Source organism: Jiangella alba (assembly GCF_900106035.1).
GTDB classification, from domain to species: domain Bacteria; phylum Actinomycetota; class Actinomycetes; order Jiangellales; family Jiangellaceae; genus Jiangella; species Jiangella alba.
This window is the reverse complement of record NZ_FNUC01000004.1, coordinates 1,929,264-1,945,813: the sequence shown is the minus strand read 5'-3', so window position 1 is coordinate 1,945,813 and position 16,550 is coordinate 1,929,264. Positions and strand designations below refer to the sequence as shown.

Sequence of the window (16,550 nt, the reverse complement as noted above, 5' to 3'; positions counted from 1 at the left end):
CACATCCGTCAGGATGCGGCATCGCGCCTACGTCAGGTGACGTACGGCGCGATGCCCTCCGGCGTCACGAGGCAGAACGGATGACCGACGGGGTCGGCGAACACCCGGTACCCGATCGGTTTGTCCGACGATTCGAGCACCGAGCCGCCGAGCTCGACCACCCGCCGTTCGCCGACATCGAGATCGGTGACGGTGAGGTCGAGATGCAGCTGCTGAGGCGGGTCGCCGCGGCGCCAATCGGGTGCGATGAAATGCCGGGTGCGCTGCAGCGACAGGGTCAGCGGGCCGGCCTCGAGCTCGACCCAGTCAGGGGTGTCGCGAGTGCGTCGCGCACCGAGCAGCGCCTCGTAGAACGGCGCGAGCTCCCTCGGGTCGGGGCAGTCGACGACGACGCCGATGATGGCAGCGATCATCGGCCCACCCTAGGGCGGCGCCCCGTCAGAGCTGGAGCGCACGCGGTGGCGAGGCCAGCAGCTCCGCGTCGTCCCAGTCCATGCCGGGCACGTCGACGTACAGCTCGATCTCGTTGCCGTCGGGGTCGGCGATGTAGAGGCTGTGCGTCACCACGTGGTCGGTGGCGCCGAGCACCGTCGCGCCGGCCTCCTGCAGCGTCCGCAGCGCCGCCCGCAGCTCGTCGTCGGACGTGCCGATCTTCAGGCCGAAGTGGTACAGCCCGACCCGCCGCCCGGCCGGCAGCCCCGCCGCGTCGGGGCCGACCTCGATCAGCAGCAGCTCGTGGTGGGTGCGGCCCGACGGCGCGTTGAACATGGCGAACGGCATGGGCAGCGGGCCGGACCCGGCGCCGTCCGGCTTCGGCAGCACCTGCCGCCAGCCGAGCACGTCGCGGTAGAACGCCACCGACCGCCCGATGTCGCGCACGTAGAGCACGAGGTGCCCCAGCTCCTTGACCTCCACAGCCCCTCCTCGGATAGTTGAACCTTCAACCATCATCGTATGCTGTGCGACGTGAAGTCGACGCGGTGGCTGAGTGAGGACGAACAGACGGTGTGGCGGACCTACCTGCTGGCCAACCAGCTGCTGTGGGCCTCCCTGGACCGGCAGCTGCAACGCGACGCCGGCATGCCGCACGCCTACTACATGATCCTCGCCATGCTCTCCGAGGCGCCGAACCGCGAGCTGACGATGACGCGGCTGGCACGCCTGGTCGGCTCGTCGCCGAGCCGGCTGTCGCACGCCGTGTCCCGGCTCGAGCAGGCCGGCTGGGTGCGTCGCCGCAAGCACGACACCGACGGCCGCACCACGGTCGCCTCGCTCACCGACGACGGCTTCGCGGTGCTGGCCGAGGCCGCGCCGGGCCACGTCGAGGAGGTCCGCGGCGTCCTCTTCGACCCGCTCACGCCCGAGCAGATCGACCAGCTCGGCGAGATCGTCGCGGCGATCGTCGCGCCGCATGACGGCCGGGCCCCGCACGTGTGAGATGCTGCCCGCGGCGGCAGCCGCAGCCGGCCGACGACACCTCGACCACGCCGACTCGACGCGAGAGAGGGCAGCGACCATGCGAGACATCGCCGTCTTCAGCGGCAGCGCCCACCCGGAACTGGCCGCCGAGATCTGCGCCCAGCTGGGCGCCTCCCTCAACCCCGTGCGCATCCAGCGCTTCGCCAACGACTGCCTCGAGGTGCAGCTGCAGGCGAACTGCCGCGAGCACGACGTGTTCCTGATCCAGCCGATCGTCCCGCCGGTCCAGGAGCACCTGGTCGAGCTGTTCCTCATGCTCGACGCCGCCCGGGGCGCCTCGGCCGCGCGCACCACCGTCGTCATGCCGCACTACGCCTACGCGCGGTCGGACAAGAAGGACGCGCCGCGCATCTCCATCGGCGGGCGGCTGATGGCCGACCTCCTCACCACGGCCGGCGCCAACCGCGTGCTGGCGATGACGCTGCACTCGCCGCAGGTGCACGGCTTCTTCAGCGTGCCGGTCGACCAGCTGCACGCGCTGCGCGAGCTGGCGGCGCACTTCCAGGGACACGACCTCTCCAACACCGTCGTCGTGTCGCCCGACCTCGGCAACGCCAAGCCGGCCTCGGCGTTCGCCCGCATGCTCGGCGTGCCCGTGGCGGCCGGCGCGAAGCAGCGCTTCGCCGACGACAAGGTGACGATCACCGCCATCATCGGCGAGGTCGAGGGCCGCGACATCATCGTGCTCGACGACGAGATCGCGAAGGGCAGCACGCTGATCGAGCTGATGGAGCGGCTGCGCGAACGCGACGCCCGGTCCATCCGCATCGCCTGCACGCACGGCCTGTTCGCCGACGACGCGCTGCGCCGCCTCGGCGACCAGCCGGACGTCGAGGAGATCGTCTGCACCAACACCGTGCCACTCGCCGACGGCGCCGCCCACCCGAAGCTGACGGTGCTGTCCGTGGCGCCGCTGCTCGCGGAGGCGATCCGCCGCATCCACAACGGCGAGTCGGTGAGCGCGCTCTTCCACGACGCGTGAGAGGCAGCTCACGCGCATATCGGGGACCAATCCGGGCATTTCCCAGACGGCGCCCGAACCCGCCATCCATACTCAGTGCTCATGACGAGGAGTCAGTTCGAGACCATGACGGACTTCGCCGACCCGCTCACCGCTGTCACCCGCCGGGGCAGGCTCGTGCTCGCCCAGCGTGAGGGGTTCCTCGAGCTCGATGCCGCCGGCGAGCGGTTCGAGTTGCTCGGCCCGTTCGACAACGCCGCCGAACTGGGCGACGACGTCGAGATCACCGGCGTCGTGGCGCCGCAGGGCCGAGGGGCCCGCGACACCCCGGCGATGCTGGTACGGCACGTCCGCCGCGTCTGATCAGTCCCCGACAACAGCAAGCGGGCGGCCGAATCCGGCCGCCCGCTGCATGATCGTCTCCTGGCTACTCCGGCAGGCCGGTCTCGACCGGGTGCCCGGCGCGAACCCATGCCTGGGTGCCGCCGGCGACGTTGCGGACGTCGTAGCCCTGCGCGTCGAGGTAGTCGGCCACCTGGCCGCTGCGCCCGCCGACCGCGCACACGAGGTAGACGGTGCGGTCGCGCGGGATGTCGTCGATCTGCTCGATGACCGACCCCATGGGGATCAGCTGCACGCCCGGGATGTGCGCCTCGACGTACTCGCCCGGCTCGCGGACGTCGACGATGGCGGCGCCGCCGTCCTTCCACACCGCCATCAGCTCGTCGACGGTGACCTCGGCGGCGCTCACGGGACGCTCACGAAGATGTGCGAGGCGTCGGCCGCGGACAGTTCGACGGTCTCGGTGCTGCGCACCTGCACGCCGTTGTCGGTGGTGGTGGCGCGCACGGTGCGGCCCGGGACGATCTCGGCCTCGCGCAGGCTGGCCAGCAGCTTCTCGTCGACCTGCAACGGCTCGCCGATGTGCCGGACGACGACCTCGGCGCCGTCGGTGGTGCCGGCCTGGCGCAGCTGCCGGACGCCGGAACGGAACTCTTCGACCTCGGTGGAGCTGCCGAGCTCGGCCAGACCCGGGATCGGGTTGCCGTAGGGGTCGGCGGCCGGCTCGTGCAGGAGGTCGACGAGGCGGCGTTCGACCGCCTCGGAGACCACGTGCTCCCAGCGGCAGGCCTCGTTGTGCACCAGCTCCCAGTCGAGCCCGATGACGTCGACCAGCAGCCGCTCGACCAGGCGGTGCTTGCGCATGACGCGCATGGCCAGCAGCCGGCCCTTCTCGGACAGCTCGAGGTGACGGTCTTCGTCGACGTGCAGCAGGCCGTCGCGTTCCATGCGGGCGACGGTCTGGCTGACGGTGGGACCGGACTGGTGCAGCCGCTCGGCGATGCGCGCGCGGAGCGGGACGATGCCTTCCTCTTCGAGCTCGAAGATCGTCTTGAGGTACATCTCTGTCGTATCGATGAGGTCGCTCACCCGACGGCTCTCCTCGCATCACTCAGATTTCCATGGCGCTGCGGCTGGTAGTGCCGTCGTTCGCCGATCGACCCGCCGGGGTCTCGGGTCGATACGTCGAGCTTATCGCGACCGCGTCTCGTTTCCGGTTTCGATCGCTCACCGGGCTCCGGACCGAGACGCCGGGGCGCACCTCGTGACAGACTCACGGGGTGCCGGTGGTGAGCGTCCTGAGCCTCAAGGGCGGCGTCGGGAAGACGTCGGTCACGCTCGGGCTGGCCGGCGCGGCGGCCGCGCAGAAGCTGCGTTGCGTCGTCGTCGATCTCGACCCTCAGGGCAACGCCACCACCGTGCTGGCGCCCGACGGCGTGCGGTTCACCGCCAACGACGTCCTCACCGGCGACCACCCCGTGGCCATCGGCGACGCGCTCGCCGTCAGCGGCTGGGGCGAGCCGGTCCGCGTCCTCGCCGGCGAGCCCGCGCTGGAGCGGCGCAACCATCCGCCCGACGGCCCGGCCGGACGCCACCACGTGCGCACCGCGCTGGCCGGCCTGCGCGACGCCGACCTCGTGCTGATCGACTGCCCGCCCAGCCTGGCCGAGCTGACCCGCAACGCGCTGGCGGCCAGCGACACCGCGCTCGTCGTCACCGAGCCGACGGCGTTCGCGCTGGCCGGCGCCCAGCAGGCACTCGACGCCGTCGACGCCGTCCGCAGCGCCCACAACCTGCGGCTGCGGCCGGCCGGCATCGTCGTCAACCGGTTCCGGGCCGGCTCCGCCGAGCACCGCTACCGCCTCGACGAGCTGATCGCCGCCTACCGCGACCTCGTCATCGACCCCGTGCTGCCTGAGCGCTCGGCCATCTCGCGCGCCCAGGGCGCCGGGGTGCCGGTGCAGCGCTGGCCGTCGCCGGGCGCGCGCGAGGCCGGCCGCATCTTCGCCGGCTACCTCGCGCTGCTGCTGAGCACGTCCCGGGCCGGCGCCGGACCGTTCTCGAAGGGGGTGTCCCGATGAGCTCGTCGCTGCCTCCGCCGCGGCCGGCCCTCGTCCGCCGTCCCGACGGCACCGTCCGCTCCGCCGCGCCGCACCTCTCCTCGCTCTCCGTCGACGAAGCCGACGTCGCCAAGGCGGTCAAGAAGCACAAGAAGAAGAAGGCGCGCCCCGGCGACGACGACGCCGAGGTCGTGGTCGCGCTGTCCAAGCGCGACCGCAAGCGGCTGCGGCGCAAGGCCGACGGCTACGGCTGGACGGCGGAGGAGGCGGCCGCGCACGTGCTGCGCGCCTGGGCCGATGAGTAGGGTGTGTCTCCCGGGTCTCGGCCGTCGCGAGCGGCGTCCAGGTGGATGCCTCGCAAGGCCGAGGAAGGAGTCATAGCGGGGTTCTATGACGACTGACGAGAACGCCGCGAGGCGCCGCCTGGGCGCCGCGCAGCAGGCCACGGACCCGGGAGACACACCCTTGGTGGGCTACACGGTCCTGCAGGTTCCCGTTCCGGCACTGGAGACGTTCGTGCGCGGCCGGTTCGAGCACTACGACCGCGCGTACGTCTCCCCCGACCCGGCGTTCACGCACGCGCACATCACGGCGCTGGCGCCGTTCCTGCCGGCGCCCGATCCCGCCGCGCTGGACACCGTGGCGGCCATCGCCGCGGCCGCGGAACCGATCACGTTCACGCTGCGCCGCCTGGAGACGTTCCCGAACGGCATCGTCTACCTCGCGCCCGAGCCGGCCGACCCGTTCCGCGCGCTCACCGAGGCGCTCGTCGCGGCGTTCCCGCAGTGCCCGCCGTACGGCGGCGAGTTCCCCGACGTCGTGCCGCACCTCACCCTCGACCAGCTCTCGGCGGACGTGTCGGTGGCCTCCACCCGCGACGCCCTGGGCGACACCGTCCCCGTCACCTGCGTCGCCGACCGCGTCGACCTCGCGTGGTACCAGCCGGAGCGGTCCCGTGTGCTGGCCAGCTTCGCCCTAGGGTGACCACTCCCCGCGGGCCATGACGGCGTCGACGGCGAGGTCGGCGTCGAGCACGACGAGGTCGGCGTCGAGGCCGGGGACGAGCGCGCCGGTGCGGCCGTCGAGGCCGAGCAGCCGGGCCGGCGTGGCCGACGTCGCGCGCACCGCCTCGGGCACGGTGAACCCGGCCTGCTGGACGGCGAAGCGGAAGGCGTGGTCCATGGTGAGCGTGCTGCCGGCGATGGAGCCGCCCTCGACCAGCCGGGCGACCCCGTCCTGGACCCGGACCGCCATGTCGCCGAGCACGTACTCGCCGTCGCCGATGTCCGTCGCGTCCATGGCGTCGGTGACCAGCGCGATGCGCTGCGGGCCGGCGGCGCTGCGCACCATGCGGGCGATGGCGGCGTGCAGGTGGACGCCGTCCAGGATCAACTCGACCGTGACCCGCTCGTCCTCCAGCAGCGCCACGATGGGGCCCGGGTCGCGGTGGTGCACCGGCGCCATCGCGTTGAACAGGTGCGTCGCGACCGTCGCGCCGGCGTCGATCGCCTGCCTCGTCACGTCGTAGGTCGCGTCGGTGTGCCCGACGGCGGCGACGGCGCCCGCCGCGACGACCGCGCGCACCGCGTCGAGACCGTGGTCGAGCTCGGGCGCGAGGGTGACCATGCGGACCGTGCCGTTGCCGGCCTTGAGCAGACGGTCGACGGCGTCCGGTTCGGGCACGCGGAGGGCGCGCTCGTCGTGGGCGCCCTTGCGGGCCGGCGAAATCCACGGCCCCTCCAGGTGCACGCCCGCGACGAGCCCTTCGCCGGTCAGCTCGGCCAGCACCCGCACGTCGTGCTCGAGCGCGTCGTACTCACCGGTGACCAGGCTCGCGACAATGGACGTGGTGCCGTGGCGGCGGTGCGTGGCGACGAACGTGCGCACGGCCTCGTCGTCGGCGCCCACCACGCTGCCGCCGCCCCCGCCGTGCGTGTGCATGTCGACGAACCCGGGCACGAGCCAGCGTCCGCCGAGGTCGCGGTCGGCGTTCGCCGGCGGCGGGCCGGACCCGAGCGCGGCGATGCGCTCGCCGTCGGTCTGCAGCCAGCCGTCCTGCACCACGCCGTCGGGCGTGACCATCTGCGCACCGGCGATCACCGTCATGCGTTCCTCCCGGGCTCTTTCGTCTCGGTCCGCACCGTATCGCTACCCTCGGTCACCATGACGGTGACGGTGCGGTCCCGGTTCCGCGGTCCCACGACGTCGGGCAACGGCGGGTACGTGGCCGGCCTGCTGGCGGGCCGCCTCGGCGAGGGTCCGGCGACGGTCACGCTGCGCACGCCGCCGCCGCTCGACACACCGCTGACGGTGCGGCCGTCGGCGCCCGATGCCCTGGAGCTGTCCGACGGCTCCACCCTGGTCGCGGTCGTCGCCGCCGCCCCCGACGACCTCGCCGCCGTCCCGCCCGTCCCCGTCGACGAGGTCGCGGAGATCTCGGCGCGGTACCCGGGCTTCACCGCCCACCCGTTCCCCGAGTGCTTCGTCTGCGGCCCGGCCCGCTCCCCCGAGGACGGCCTGCGCCTGTTCCCCGGCCGCGTCGGCGACGGCCGCACCGCCTGCCTCTGGTCCGTCGCCCCCGACGTCGCCGGCGCCCCCGAGTTCGTCTGGGCCGCTCTCGACTGCCCAGGCGGCTGGTCGGCGCCCATCGAGGGCCGTCCCATGGTGCTCGGCCGCATCACCGCCGCCGTCACGGACCTCCCGCTGCCCAGCGAATCGTGCCTGGTCATGGGCGCGCTCGTCGGCACCGAGGGCCGCAAGACCTGGACCGACTCCACTCTCTACGGCGCCGACGGCCGGGTGCTCGGCCGGGCCCGTTCGACCTGGATCGCGATCGCCTGACACACCCCGTTTTGTTCCCGCGTTCACCCCACGAAAAAGGCGTTGCCGCGGGGTCGGGTAGGCGCATAACGTGGTGGGCACACGGAGAGGAGGTGGTCCAGTAGATGAATAGCTATCGGACTCGTGAGGTGGCTGCTCGCTAGCAGCCCTGCTCGTCGCAGGACTTGGGGGTGACCCCAGCGGTTCGCCGGCTTGGTTGCTGGCACTACCGAGCAGTCACCCGACCCGTGGGCTCCCGGCGCTGGTCCGTCCGGGCCACGACTGACGACCTTGTGTCGCTCAGCGTGGAAGCAGCCCACGGGTCGTCCCATTTCTAGGGACGTTTCCCGGTGCGGGCGTCAGGCCCGGTGCGCCACCGGCCGGCCCAACGTGGCCATGCCAAGAACGAGCCGGCCGGACGGCGGCCGGCGAACGACGAGCCGAGCCGAGCACGCCGGATCGGAGGTCCGGTCCGCGGCGAAGCCCCGCGGTGGGGCGCCGGTTCTACGGGGTGGGGCCGAGCTCATTTCGGAGTGTTGACGAGAACGCCAACAGTTGGCGTTCTCGTCAACCTCCGAACCAGACCCGCTGCCGACCCCATGAGCAGACCTGGCAGCGGCCAGCGAACCCGCGCCGAGCGGAGCCGGCAGCCGAAACGCACTCATAGCCGCAAGCGGCCAGCGGACCAGGTCCCGAAGCGGAGCCGGTAGCCAACGCCGCCCACGGCCAGTGAGTGGCCAGCGGACCAGAACCCCAGCAGAGCTGGAAGCCCAGGCCCTCTTTCGGCCGGCCCCCTGACGCTGCTTGAACGGGGGCGCGGACGGCCGGGTCAAGCGGTCCTCCGACGCGCGAAGCGCCAACCATGAGGTCCGCTTGAGGCGGCCGCCCGCGCTCCCGACAATCGAGAGCAGCAGGGGGTTGGCCAACGCGGCATACCCGGCCAACGCGCGCCCGGCCCACGCGAACCCGCTCAGGGTGCGAGCCGCTCCACCACCCAGGCGTCCTCCTGGCCGCCGGAGGCAGAATCCTCGCCGCCGGAGGCACGCCGATACCGCAGCCGATCGTGCAGCCGCGCCACCCCGCCCTGCCAGAACTCGACGGTGTCCGGCACGACCCGGTAGCCGCTCCAGAAGTCGGGCAGCGGCACCTCGCCGGGGAACCGCTCGCCCACCGCCGCGGCCGACGCCTCCAGAACCTCGCGCGTCCCGATGACCGTCGACTGGTGGCTGGCCCAGGCTCCGATCTGGGACTCGCGCGGCCGGGTCAGCCAGTACGCCAGCGTCGCCTCCCGGGACACCGTCGAGGCGGCGCCGCAGACGAGGACCTGGCGTTCCATGGCGATCCACGGGAAGCACAGCGACACCCACGGGTTGGCCGCGATCTCCGTCGCCTTGCGCGAGGCGGTGTTGGTGAAGAACACGAACGCGCCGTCGTCGATGCCCTTGAGCAGCACCGTCCGGCTGCTGGGCCGGCCGTCGGCGCCGGTGGTGCCGAGGACCATGGCGTTGGGTTCGGCCATGCCCATGGTGACGGCGTCGTGCAGCCAGGCGCGGAACTCGTCGAACGGGTCGGGCGCGAGGTCGCGTTCGAGCAGCCGCCCGGACGTGTACCGGCGGCGCATGCGCGGCAGTCCTTCCTCCACGTCCTCCACTCTGTCACCCCCGCCAGACAGAACGCCGCCCACCACAGCGACGTGGCGGAGGCCACTGTGGGAAACCGCACATTCACATTGTCGCAACTTGTGGAGAGCCACCAGTTGCGGGGCATGATGGTCGTGGGGGCCCGCGAGCGCACCACGAATGGAGATGTCAATGACCGAGGTCAAGCATGGCCTTGAGGGTGTCGTAGCGTTCGAGACCCAGATCGCCGAGCCCGACAAGGAAGGCGGTGCGCTCCGCTACCGCGGGGTCGACATCGACGACCTGGTCGGCCGGGTGCCGTTCGGCAACGTGTGGGGTCTGCTGGTCGACGGCGCGTTCGATCCCGGCCTGCCGGCGGCCGAGCCGCTGGAGCTGCCGGTCCGCACCGGCGACGTCCGGGTCGACGTGCAGAGCTCGGTCGCCACGCTGGCGCCGCTCTGGGGCTTCCAGCCGCTGCTCGACACCAGCGACGACGACGCCCGCGACCAGCTGGCGCGCAGCGCGTCCGCCATGCTCTCGTTCGTCGCCCAGTCGGCGCGCGTGGGGGCCGGCCAGGAGGCTGTCCCCGAGGACGTCGTGGCGCAGGCGGGCAGCATCGTCGAGCAGTTCATGGTGCGCTGGCGCGGCGAGCCCGACCCCCGCCACACCGCCGCCGTCGACGCGTACCTGACATCGGCCGCCGAGCACGGCATGAACGCGTCGACGTTCACCGGGCGGGTGGTCGCGTCCACGGGCGCCGACGTCGCCGCGTCGCTGTCCGCGGCCGTCGGCGCGATGAGCGGCCCGCTGCACGGCGGCGCGCCGTCGCGGGTGCTGGCCATGATCGAGGAGATCGAGCGCACCGGCGACCCCGTCGGCTACGTGAAGGGCATCCTCGACCGCGGCGAGCGGCTCATGGGCTTCGGTCACCGCGTCTACCGCGCCGAGGACCCCCGCGCCCGCACGCTGCGCCGCGTCGCCCGCGAGCTGGGCGCGCCCCGCTACGAGGTCGCCGAGGCGTTCGAGAAGGCGGCGCTCTCGGAGCTGCACGAGCGCAAGCCCGACCGCGTGCTCGCCACCAACGTGGAGTTCTGGGCCGCCATCGTGCTCGACTTCGCCGAGGTCCCGGCGAACATGTTCACGTCGATGTTCACCTCGGCCCGCACGGCCGGCTGGTGCGCGCACATCCTCGAGCAGAAGAAGACCGGCCGGCTGGTCCGCCCGTCGGCCAAGTACACCGGCCCGGGCGCCCGCACCCCCGACACCGTCCCCGGCTGGAGCCCTGCCTGGGCCGCCTGACCACCAGCAACGTACGACGCCACGCGCCGGTCCGTGTCAGCTGACGGACCGGCGCTCGCATGCCCGGGGTCATGCGGCACAATGGCCTACCTGACAGTGTCGTCACACTTCCGTAACCCACCGGACACCCGACACGGAGCGCAGCCATGACCGACACTGTGCAGATCCCCGACGACCTCAAGCCCGCCGACGGCCGGTTCGGCGCGGGCCCGAGCAAGGTCCGTCCCGAGGCGCTGGCCGCCCTCGCCGCCCAGGGCGGCGCCGTCCTCGGCACCTCGCACCGGCAGGCGCCGGTGAAGAACCTGGTCCGCCGCGTCCGCGAGGGCGTCGCCGCCCTGCTGGGCCTGCCCGAGGGCTACCAGGTCGTGCTCGGCAACGGCGGCACCACGGCGTTCTGGGACGCGGCCGCGTTCGGCCTGGTCCGCCAGAAGGCGCAGCACCTCTCCTTCGGCGAGTTCTCGTCGAAGTTCGGCACCGTCACGAAGACCGCGCCGTGGCTCGACGAGCCGAGCATCGTCAAGGCCGAGCCGGGCTCGCTGCCCGTGCCGGTGACCGAGGACGGCGTCGACGTCTACGCGTGGCCGCACAACGAGACCTCCACCGGTGTCATGGCGCCGGTGCGCCGGGTCCCGGGCGCCGCTGACGACGCACTGGTGCTCATCGACGCCACCAGCGGCGCGGGCGGCCTGCCGGTCGACCCTGCCCAGGCCGACGTCTACTACTTCGCGCCGCAGAAGAACTTCGGCTCCGACGGCGGGCTCTGGATCGCGGCCTTCTCGCCGGCCGCGCTGGCCCGGGTCGAACAGATCGCCGCCACCGACCGTTACGTCCCGGCGTTCCTCGACCTCCCGACCGCGGTCGACAACTCGGCCAAGGACCAGACGTACAACACCCCGGCCGTGGCGACGCTGTTCCTGCTGGCCGAGCAGCTCGACTGGCTCAACGGCAACGGCGGCCTCGAGTTCGCCGTCGGCCGCACCACGGCGTCGTCGGGCCACCTGTACAGCTGGGCCGACAAGACCCCGTACACCACGCCGTACGTCAGCGACCCCGGCGCGCGCTCGCTCGTGGTCGGCACCATCGACTTCGACGACAGCATCGACGCCGCCGCGGTGGCGAAGGTGCTGCGCGCCAACGGCATCGTCGACGTCGAGCCGTACCGCAAGCTGGGCCGCAACCAGCTGCGCGTCGCGATGTTCCCGGCGGTCGACCCCGCCGACGTCGAGGCGCTGACCGCGTGCATCGATTTCGTCGTCGAGAAGCTCGGCGCGTAGGTCACCGAAGCTGTCAATAACAACGCCCGGCCGCGATTCGTGTCAGCGGCCGGGCGCGTTGTTGGTTCCACTTACTCGCAGGAACCCATTCCCCCGTCGTGTTCCTGACACAACCATAGAGGTCAGCGACGACTATGGGGATCATCCGTTCGGTCCCTCTGACGGTCGGCCACGCGGTCAGCAATCTACGGCAGTAGAACGCGATCCGTGCTGGCAGGAGGCTCGCACGCAACGTATTTGCAACGTCAGATCAATTAGTCATTGGATTGGTCACGGAATGGTGAATTCACCGCGACGACCAGCGGTTCGGCGCGCCGAGAGCGACGCGTAAGCTGACCCCGACGACCCTGTGAAGGAGGCGGCCACGGTGCGCCCGAAGACCACCCGGCAACTGGTGACCGCGGTCCTGGTCCTCATGGTGCTCGTCGTCGCGGTGGCCACGCTGTTCTGACGGCGTCAGCGGCGGCCGGTCAGCGCGAAGCGGGCCAGCGGCTCGTATCGCGGGCCGTGCCCCGGCCCGCCGGGCCGCGACCGGAACAGCGTCACGGCGTCGGCGTCCCACCACGGTCCCGTGTACGACTCCAGCCGCGCGACGTACGGCCGCAGGTCGGCGCCGTCGCGCCCGCGAGCCCGGGCCAGGGTGACGTGCGGCCGGAACCGCTGCCGGTCGTCCGTCCCGACCCCGGTCCGCCGGCCGGCGGCGCTCGCCGACCCCGCCAGCGCGCGCAGGGCGGCCCCGTCGCCGTCGATGCCGGCCCAGAGCACCGTGCGGCCGAACCGTCCGGCGCCGGCGATGCGCGCCCGCGTGGCCGGGTGCCGGCGGGCCACCCGGGTCAGCCGCTGCGTCAGCTCGTCCACCTGGTCAGCGCCGACCTCGCCGTAGAACGCGAGCGTCAGGTGCCAGCCGGCGGGGTCGGACCAGCGCAGCACGTCGTCGCGCACCCCGTCGGCAACGGCGGCCAGCCGCGCGACCGCGTCGGGCGACGGGTCGATCGCGGCGAACAGCCTCACCCGCCAACAATTGCATGGCGCGGCCGCGGCGGGCGCTGCCACCATGGCTGCGCATGACGAACTCGCTGCTGGCAGAGGTCGCCGCTGCGGTGGCCGACGGCATCGCCGTCGCCGACCCCGCGCTGACCGGTGCCGACCCTCTGGTCCGGCCGAGTGAGCGCGCCGACTTCCAGTCCGGCGCCGCCCTCGCACTGGCCCGGCGGGCCGGCCGGGCGCCGGCCGAGCTGGCGGGCCGCGTGGCCGAGGCGGTGCGCACCGACCTGCTGGCCGGTGTCCGGGTGTCCGGGCCGGGGTTCCTCGAGCTGACGGTGGCGGCGCCTGCGGTGTGGCGGCGGGTGGCCGCGCGGCTGGCGCACGACGATCTCGGCGTGCCTCGCGCCGAGACCGGCCGGCGCGTCGTCATCGACTACTCCGCGCCCAACATCGCGAAGGAGCTGCACGTCGGGCACCTGCGCTCGACCATCATCGGCGACTGCCTCGCCCGCGTGCTCGGCCGGCTCGGCCACGACGTCGTCAGGCAGAACCACCTGGGCGACTGGGGCACGCAGTTCGGCATGCTCATCCAGTACCTCGACGAGCATCCCGAGGCGGCGTGGCGGCACGGCGACCTGTCCGGCGAGTCGTCGGTGTCGGCGCTGGACCGGCTCTACCGCGAGGCGCGGGCCCGGTTCGACGCCGACGCCGAGTTCGCCGGACGGTCCCGGTCGCGGGTCGTCGCGCTGCAGTCGGGCGACCCCGCGACGATCGCCGTCTGGCGGGAGATCGTGGCCGAGTCCGAGGCGGCGTTCCGGCAGCTCTACGACCGCCTCGACGTGCTGCTCACCCCGGCCGACTCCGCCGGCGAGTCGTTCTACAACGACCGGCTGGCCGGTGTGGTGGACGAACTGACGCGGGCGGGTGTCGCGGTTCAGAGCGACGGCGCGGTGGTCGTCCTGTCCGCGACGGAGACCGGGCCGGACGGCGCGCCGGTGCCGCTGATCCTGCGCAAGCGCGACGGCGGCTACGGCTACGACACCACCGACCTCGCGACGCTGCGGTACCGGGTCGCCGAGCTGCGCGCCGGTCGCATCCTCTACGTCGTCGACGCACGGCAGGCGCTGCACTTCCGGCTGGTCGTCGAGGCCGCCACGCGGGCCGGTTGGCTGCCCGGCGACGTCGAGGTCGCGCACGTCTCGTTCGGCACGGTGCTGGGCCCGGACGGGCGCCCGTTCCGGACCCGGGCCGGCGACACCGTCACGCTCGGCAGCCTGCTCGACGCCGCCGTCGAGCGCGCCCGGGCCGTCGTCGCCGCGAAGAACCCGTCGCTCGACGCCGCCGCGGCCGACCACGTCGCCGAGCTGACCGGCATCGGCGCGGTCAAGTACGCCGAGCTGTCGACGTCACGCACCAAGGACTACACCTTCGACGTCGGCCGCATGGTCTCGTTCACCGGCAACACCGGCGGCTACCTGCAGTACGCCCACGCACGCATCGCCGCGATCCTGCGCCGCGCCGAGGGCGAGCCCGGCCCCGTCGTCGACCCGGCGGCAGACCTGCACCCGGCCGAGCGGGCGCTCGCCCTGGCGCTCGACGCGTTCGGCGACACGCTCGCCGACGTCGCCGCGACGCTGGAGCCGCACCGGCTGTGCACGTACCTCTACGACACCGCGCGAGCGTTCACCGACTTCTACGAGGCCTGCCCGGTGCTGACGGCGCCGGAGCCCCGGCGCGGAAACAGGCTCGCGCTGTGCCGCCTGACCAAGGCGACGTTGCGCGAGGGCCTGGCGCTGCTGGGCATCGCGGCGCCCGAGCGGATGTGAGCGTCAGGCCACCCGCACCGGGGCCGGCTCGTCGGCGGGCGCCAGGCTGGGCGCCGTCGCCGGCGCGGTGGTGACGACGACCAGCCCGGGCCGCGGCCGCAGCCGCGTGCGCACCACCACGCCACTGCGCGGAGCCAGCACGACCAGCGCGGCGACGGCGAACGCCGCCGTCAGGATGCCGCCGCCGAGCAGCGACCAGCGCGCGCCGAACGCGTCGGCGACGAAGCCGATGACCGGGGCGCCGAACGGCGTGCCGCCCATGAAGATCATCATGTAGAGCGACATGACGCGGCCGCGGACGTACTGCGGCACCGTCGTCTGCACGTACGCGTTGGCCGCCGTCATGACCGTCATCGCGATGATGCCGAGCGGGATCAGCGAGATCGCGAACAGCGCGTAGGTCGGCATCAGCCCGGCCGCCACCTCGAGCACGCCGAACACCACGGCGCCGCCGACGATCAGCCGTCGTCGCGGCACCTTGCGCCGCGCCGCGACCAGCGCGCCGGACAGCGTGCCGATGGCCATGATCGAGCCCAGCAGGCCGTACTCGCTGGGGCCCTTGCCGTAGACGTCGGTGGCCATCAGCGCCATGGTCATCTGGAAGTTCATGCCGAAGGTGCCGAGGCCGAACATGATCGCGACGACCATCAGCAGGTCCGGTCGCGACCCCAGGTACGACACGCCCTCGCGCAGCTGCGACAGCGTGCCCGCCCGCTCGGGGTCGCGCTTCGGCCGCCCGCCGGTGCCACGCAGCAGCGCCAGCGCCAGGATCGGCGAGATGAACGACGCGCCGTTCAGCACGAACACCCAGCCGGTGCCGATGAGGCCGATGAGGATGCCGGCGATGCCCGGGCCGATCAGCCGCGCCGCGTTGAACGACGCGCTGTTCAGCGCGACCGCGTTGGTGAGGTCGTCGCGGCCGACCAGCTCGGACACGAACGCCTGACGGGACGGGTTGTCCAGCGCCGTGCCGACGCCGAGCAGGAACGCGAGCACGTAGACGTGCCAGATCTGCGCCACCCCGGTGAGCGTCAGCACGCCGAGCGTCAGCCCGACCACACCCAGGAAGGAGTTCGTGAGCATGAGCAGGCGGCGCTTGTCGAACCGGTCGGCGAGCAGCCCGCCGAACGGCGCCACCAGCAGGAACGGCAGGAACTGCAGGCCCGTCGTGATGCCGACCGCCTGTGCGCCGCCGCCGAGCACGACCAGCACCAGCCAGTCCTGCGCGATGCGCTGCATCCAGGTGCCGACGTTGGACAGGAACATCCCCGACCAGTACAGCCGGTAATTGCGGTGCCGGAGGGAATGGAAGGTAGGACTCACAGGCCGGCCAGCTTCTCGAGCACCGGCAGCGCCGCACGCAGCCGCTCGCGCTCGTCCGGCGAGAGATCACGCAGCTTGTGCGTCAGCCAGGCGTCGCGGCGCTTGCGGTCGGCGGCGGTACGCGCCTTGCCGGCCTCGGTGATGCGGACGTTGATGACGCGGCGGTCGTCGAGGTCGGGCTCGCGGACGGCGAGGCCGAGCTCCTCGAGGCCGGACACGATGCGCGTCATGGACGGCGGGCGGATGCGCTCGCACGCGGCCAGCTCGCCGACCGGCAGCGGCCCCTTGCGCTCCAGGATGCCCAGCGCGGACAGCTGGTTCAGCGTCAGGGCGTCGTCCTCGCGCTGGTTGCGGATGCGGCGGTTCAGCCGTCCGACGGCGATGCGGAGGGAGCTGGCCAGGCCCGCCTGGGTACGCGGCTGCGCCGGGCCCGAGCGCGCCGGCTGGCTCTGGGGCGCGGTGTTCTGGGAGATCTTCGCGGCTGGCACTTTGCTTAGTCTAACTCATTACCTTTGCTAAAGGCCAGTCGTGTTCTTGCGGTTTGGTGCTGGCGTAGTTGGTCC

Annotated in this window: 19 protein-coding genes; 10 read left to right on the top strand and 9 right to left on the bottom strand. The window is 72.6% G+C overall.

The annotated features are described in order from the left end of the window. Positions 1 to 32: 32 nt before the first annotated feature. Positions 33 to 413, bottom strand: a complete 381-nt coding sequence (locus BLV02_RS26930; protein WP_074946699.1) for a VOC family protein — start codon at positions 411 to 413, stop codon at positions 33 to 35. Positions 414 to 438: 25 nt separating this feature from the next. Then, entirely contained in the window at positions 439 to 915 is a 477-nt protein-coding gene (locus tag BLV02_RS26925; RefSeq protein WP_069108789.1) for a VOC family protein, read from the bottom strand. 51 nt (positions 916 to 966) lie between these two features. On the opposite strand from BLV02_RS26925, the gene BLV02_RS26920 reads away from it, so the two are divergent. The 3 genes from BLV02_RS26920 to BLV02_RS26910 all read left to right on the top strand — a co-directional run bounded on the left by BLV02_RS26920 (position 967) and on the right by BLV02_RS26910 (position 2,803). After that, entirely contained in the window at positions 967 to 1,437 is a 471-nt protein-coding gene (locus tag BLV02_RS26920) for a MarR family winged helix-turn-helix transcriptional regulator (RefSeq protein WP_141711325.1), read from the top strand. A 79-nt stretch (positions 1,438 to 1,516) separates the two neighbouring features. Then, positions 1,517 to 2,461, top strand: a complete 945-nt coding sequence (locus BLV02_RS26915; protein ID WP_069108791.1) for a ribose-phosphate diphosphokinase — start codon at positions 1,517 to 1,519, stop codon at positions 2,459 to 2,461. Positions 2,462 to 2,542: 81 nt separating this feature from the next. Then, complete coding sequence (locus tag BLV02_RS26910; protein ID WP_141711326.1) at positions 2,543 to 2,803, top strand: hypothetical protein; 261 nt, start codon at positions 2,543 to 2,545, stop codon at positions 2,801 to 2,803. Between the two features lie 64 nt (positions 2,804 to 2,867). On the opposite strand, the gene BLV02_RS26905 is transcribed toward BLV02_RS26910, so the two are convergent. Together BLV02_RS26905 and BLV02_RS26900 are read right to left on the bottom strand one after the other, a co-directional pair. Then, on the bottom strand, positions 2,868 to 3,191 hold the full coding sequence (locus BLV02_RS26905) for a rhodanese-like domain-containing protein (protein ID WP_197682473.1): 324 nt from the start codon (positions 3,189 to 3,191) through the stop codon (positions 2,868 to 2,870). Beyond that, positions 3,188 to 3,871, bottom strand: a complete 684-nt coding sequence (locus BLV02_RS26900; RefSeq protein WP_069108793.1) for an iron-dependent transcriptional repressor DtxR — start codon at positions 3,869 to 3,871, stop codon at positions 3,188 to 3,190. Before BLV02_RS26900 ends, BLV02_RS26905 begins: the two co-directional genes overlap by 4 nt. A 200-nt stretch (positions 3,872 to 4,071) precedes the next feature. Between BLV02_RS26900 and BLV02_RS26895 the strand changes: the two genes are divergently transcribed. The 3 genes from BLV02_RS26895 (at position 4,072) to BLV02_RS26885 (ending at position 5,826) form a co-directional block, all read left to right on the top strand. Continuing rightward, a complete protein-coding gene (locus BLV02_RS26895) occupies positions 4,072 to 4,863 on the top strand; it encodes a ParA family protein (protein WP_216093915.1) in 792 nt (263 codons plus the stop codon). Then, positions 4,860 to 5,147 (top strand): hypothetical protein, encoded by a 288-nt coding sequence (locus tag BLV02_RS26890; protein ID WP_069108795.1) that lies wholly within the window; start codon positions 4,860 to 4,862, stop codon positions 5,145 to 5,147. The genes BLV02_RS26895 and BLV02_RS26890 overlap by 4 nt, the downstream gene beginning before the upstream one ends. Before the next feature lie 85 nt (positions 5,148 to 5,232). Next, complete coding sequence (locus BLV02_RS26885; RefSeq protein WP_083288168.1) at positions 5,233 to 5,826, top strand: 2'-5' RNA ligase family protein; 594 nt, start codon at positions 5,233 to 5,235, stop codon at positions 5,824 to 5,826. Here the strand turns inward: BLV02_RS26885 and nagA are convergent. Next, positions 5,818 to 6,948, bottom strand: coding sequence for an N-acetylglucosamine-6-phosphate deacetylase (gene nagA, locus BLV02_RS26880; protein ID WP_069108796.1), 1,131 nt, complete (start codon positions 6,946 to 6,948; stop codon positions 5,818 to 5,820). The genes BLV02_RS26885 and nagA overlap by 9 nt on opposite strands. Before the next feature lie 57 nt (positions 6,949 to 7,005). Here nagA and BLV02_RS26875 point away from each other — a divergent pair, with 57 nt between their 5' ends. Beyond that, positions 7,006 to 7,683 (top strand): hypothetical protein, encoded by a 678-nt coding sequence (locus BLV02_RS26875; protein ID WP_074946697.1) that lies wholly within the window; start codon positions 7,006 to 7,008, stop codon positions 7,681 to 7,683. A 949-nt stretch (positions 7,684 to 8,632) separates the two neighbouring features. Here the strand turns inward: BLV02_RS26875 and pdxH are convergent. After that, positions 8,633 to 9,304 (bottom strand): pyridoxamine 5'-phosphate oxidase, encoded by a 672-nt coding sequence (gene pdxH / locus BLV02_RS26870; RefSeq protein WP_218133513.1) that lies wholly within the window; start codon positions 9,302 to 9,304, stop codon positions 8,633 to 8,635. A gap of 169 nt (positions 9,305 to 9,473) precedes the next feature. Here pdxH and BLV02_RS26865 point away from each other — a divergent pair, with 169 nt between their 5' ends. Both BLV02_RS26865 and serC read left to right on the top strand, forming a co-directional pair. After that, complete coding sequence (locus tag BLV02_RS26865) at positions 9,474 to 10,580, top strand: citrate synthase 2 (protein WP_069108798.1); 1,107 nt, start codon at positions 9,474 to 9,476, stop codon at positions 10,578 to 10,580. Between the two features lie 146 nt (positions 10,581 to 10,726). Continuing rightward, positions 10,727 to 11,854, top strand: a complete 1,128-nt coding sequence (gene serC, locus BLV02_RS26860; RefSeq protein WP_069108799.1) for a phosphoserine transaminase — start codon at positions 10,727 to 10,729, stop codon at positions 11,852 to 11,854. 456 nt (positions 11,855 to 12,310) lie between these two features. Here the strand turns inward: serC and thpR are convergent, their stop codons facing one another. Beyond that, the gene (gene thpR / locus BLV02_RS26855) at positions 12,311 to 12,865 is read right to left on the bottom strand and encodes an RNA 2',3'-cyclic phosphodiesterase (RefSeq protein WP_069108800.1); all 555 of its coding nucleotides are present in this window, start codon (positions 12,863 to 12,865) and stop codon (positions 12,311 to 12,313) included. Between the two features lie 53 nt (positions 12,866 to 12,918). Here thpR and argS point away from each other — a divergent pair, with 53 nt between their 5' ends. Next, complete coding sequence (argS, locus tag BLV02_RS26850; RefSeq protein ID WP_069109530.1) at positions 12,919 to 14,664, top strand: arginine--tRNA ligase; 1,746 nt, start codon at positions 12,919 to 12,921, stop codon at positions 14,662 to 14,664. Positions 14,665 to 14,667: 3 nt separating this feature from the next. Here argS and BLV02_RS26845 read toward each other — a convergent pair whose 3' ends face one another. Beyond that, positions 14,668 to 15,987 (bottom strand): MFS transporter, encoded by a 1,320-nt coding sequence (locus BLV02_RS26845; protein ID WP_069108801.1) that lies wholly within the window; start codon positions 15,985 to 15,987, stop codon positions 14,668 to 14,670. Further along, a complete protein-coding gene (locus BLV02_RS26840; protein WP_216093917.1) occupies positions 15,984 to 16,475 on the bottom strand; it encodes a MarR family winged helix-turn-helix transcriptional regulator in 492 nt (163 codons plus the stop codon). The genes BLV02_RS26845 and BLV02_RS26840 overlap by 4 nt, the downstream gene beginning before the upstream one ends. Positions 16,476 to 16,550 lie beyond the last annotated feature (75 nt).

Bases quoted from the DNA above. Each gene is read 5' to 3' on its own strand.
- BLV02_RS26930 (WP_074946699.1), bottom strand. From the start codon at position 413: ATGATCGCTGCCATCATCGGCGTCGTCGTCGACTGCCCCGACCCGAGG.
- BLV02_RS26915 (WP_069108791.1), top strand. From the start codon at position 1,517: ATGCGAGACATCGCCGTCTTCAGCGGCAGCGCCCACCCGGAACTGGCC.
- BLV02_RS26910 (WP_141711326.1), top strand. From the start codon at position 2,543: ATGACGAGGAGTCAGTTCGAGACCATGACGGACTTCGCCGACCCGCTC.
- BLV02_RS26890 (WP_069108795.1), top strand. From the start codon at position 4,860: ATGAGCTCGTCGCTGCCTCCGCCGCGGCCGGCCCTCGTCCGCCGTCCC.
- BLV02_RS26885 (WP_083288168.1), top strand. From the start codon at position 5,233: ATGACGACTGACGAGAACGCCGCGAGGCGCCGCCTGGGCGCCGCGCAG.
- nagA (WP_069108796.1), bottom strand. From the start codon at position 6,948: ATGACGGTGATCGCCGGTGCGCAGATGGTCACGCCCGACGGCGTGGTG.
- BLV02_RS26875 (WP_074946697.1), top strand. From the start codon at position 7,006: ATGACGGTGACGGTGCGGTCCCGGTTCCGCGGTCCCACGACGTCGGGC.
- BLV02_RS26865 (WP_069108798.1), top strand. From the start codon at position 9,474: ATGACCGAGGTCAAGCATGGCCTTGAGGGTGTCGTAGCGTTCGAGACC.
- serC (WP_069108799.1), top strand. From the start codon at position 10,727: ATGACCGACACTGTGCAGATCCCCGACGACCTCAAGCCCGCCGACGGC.
- argS (WP_069109530.1), top strand. From the start codon at position 12,919: ATGACGAACTCGCTGCTGGCAGAGGTCGCCGCTGCGGTGGCCGACGGC.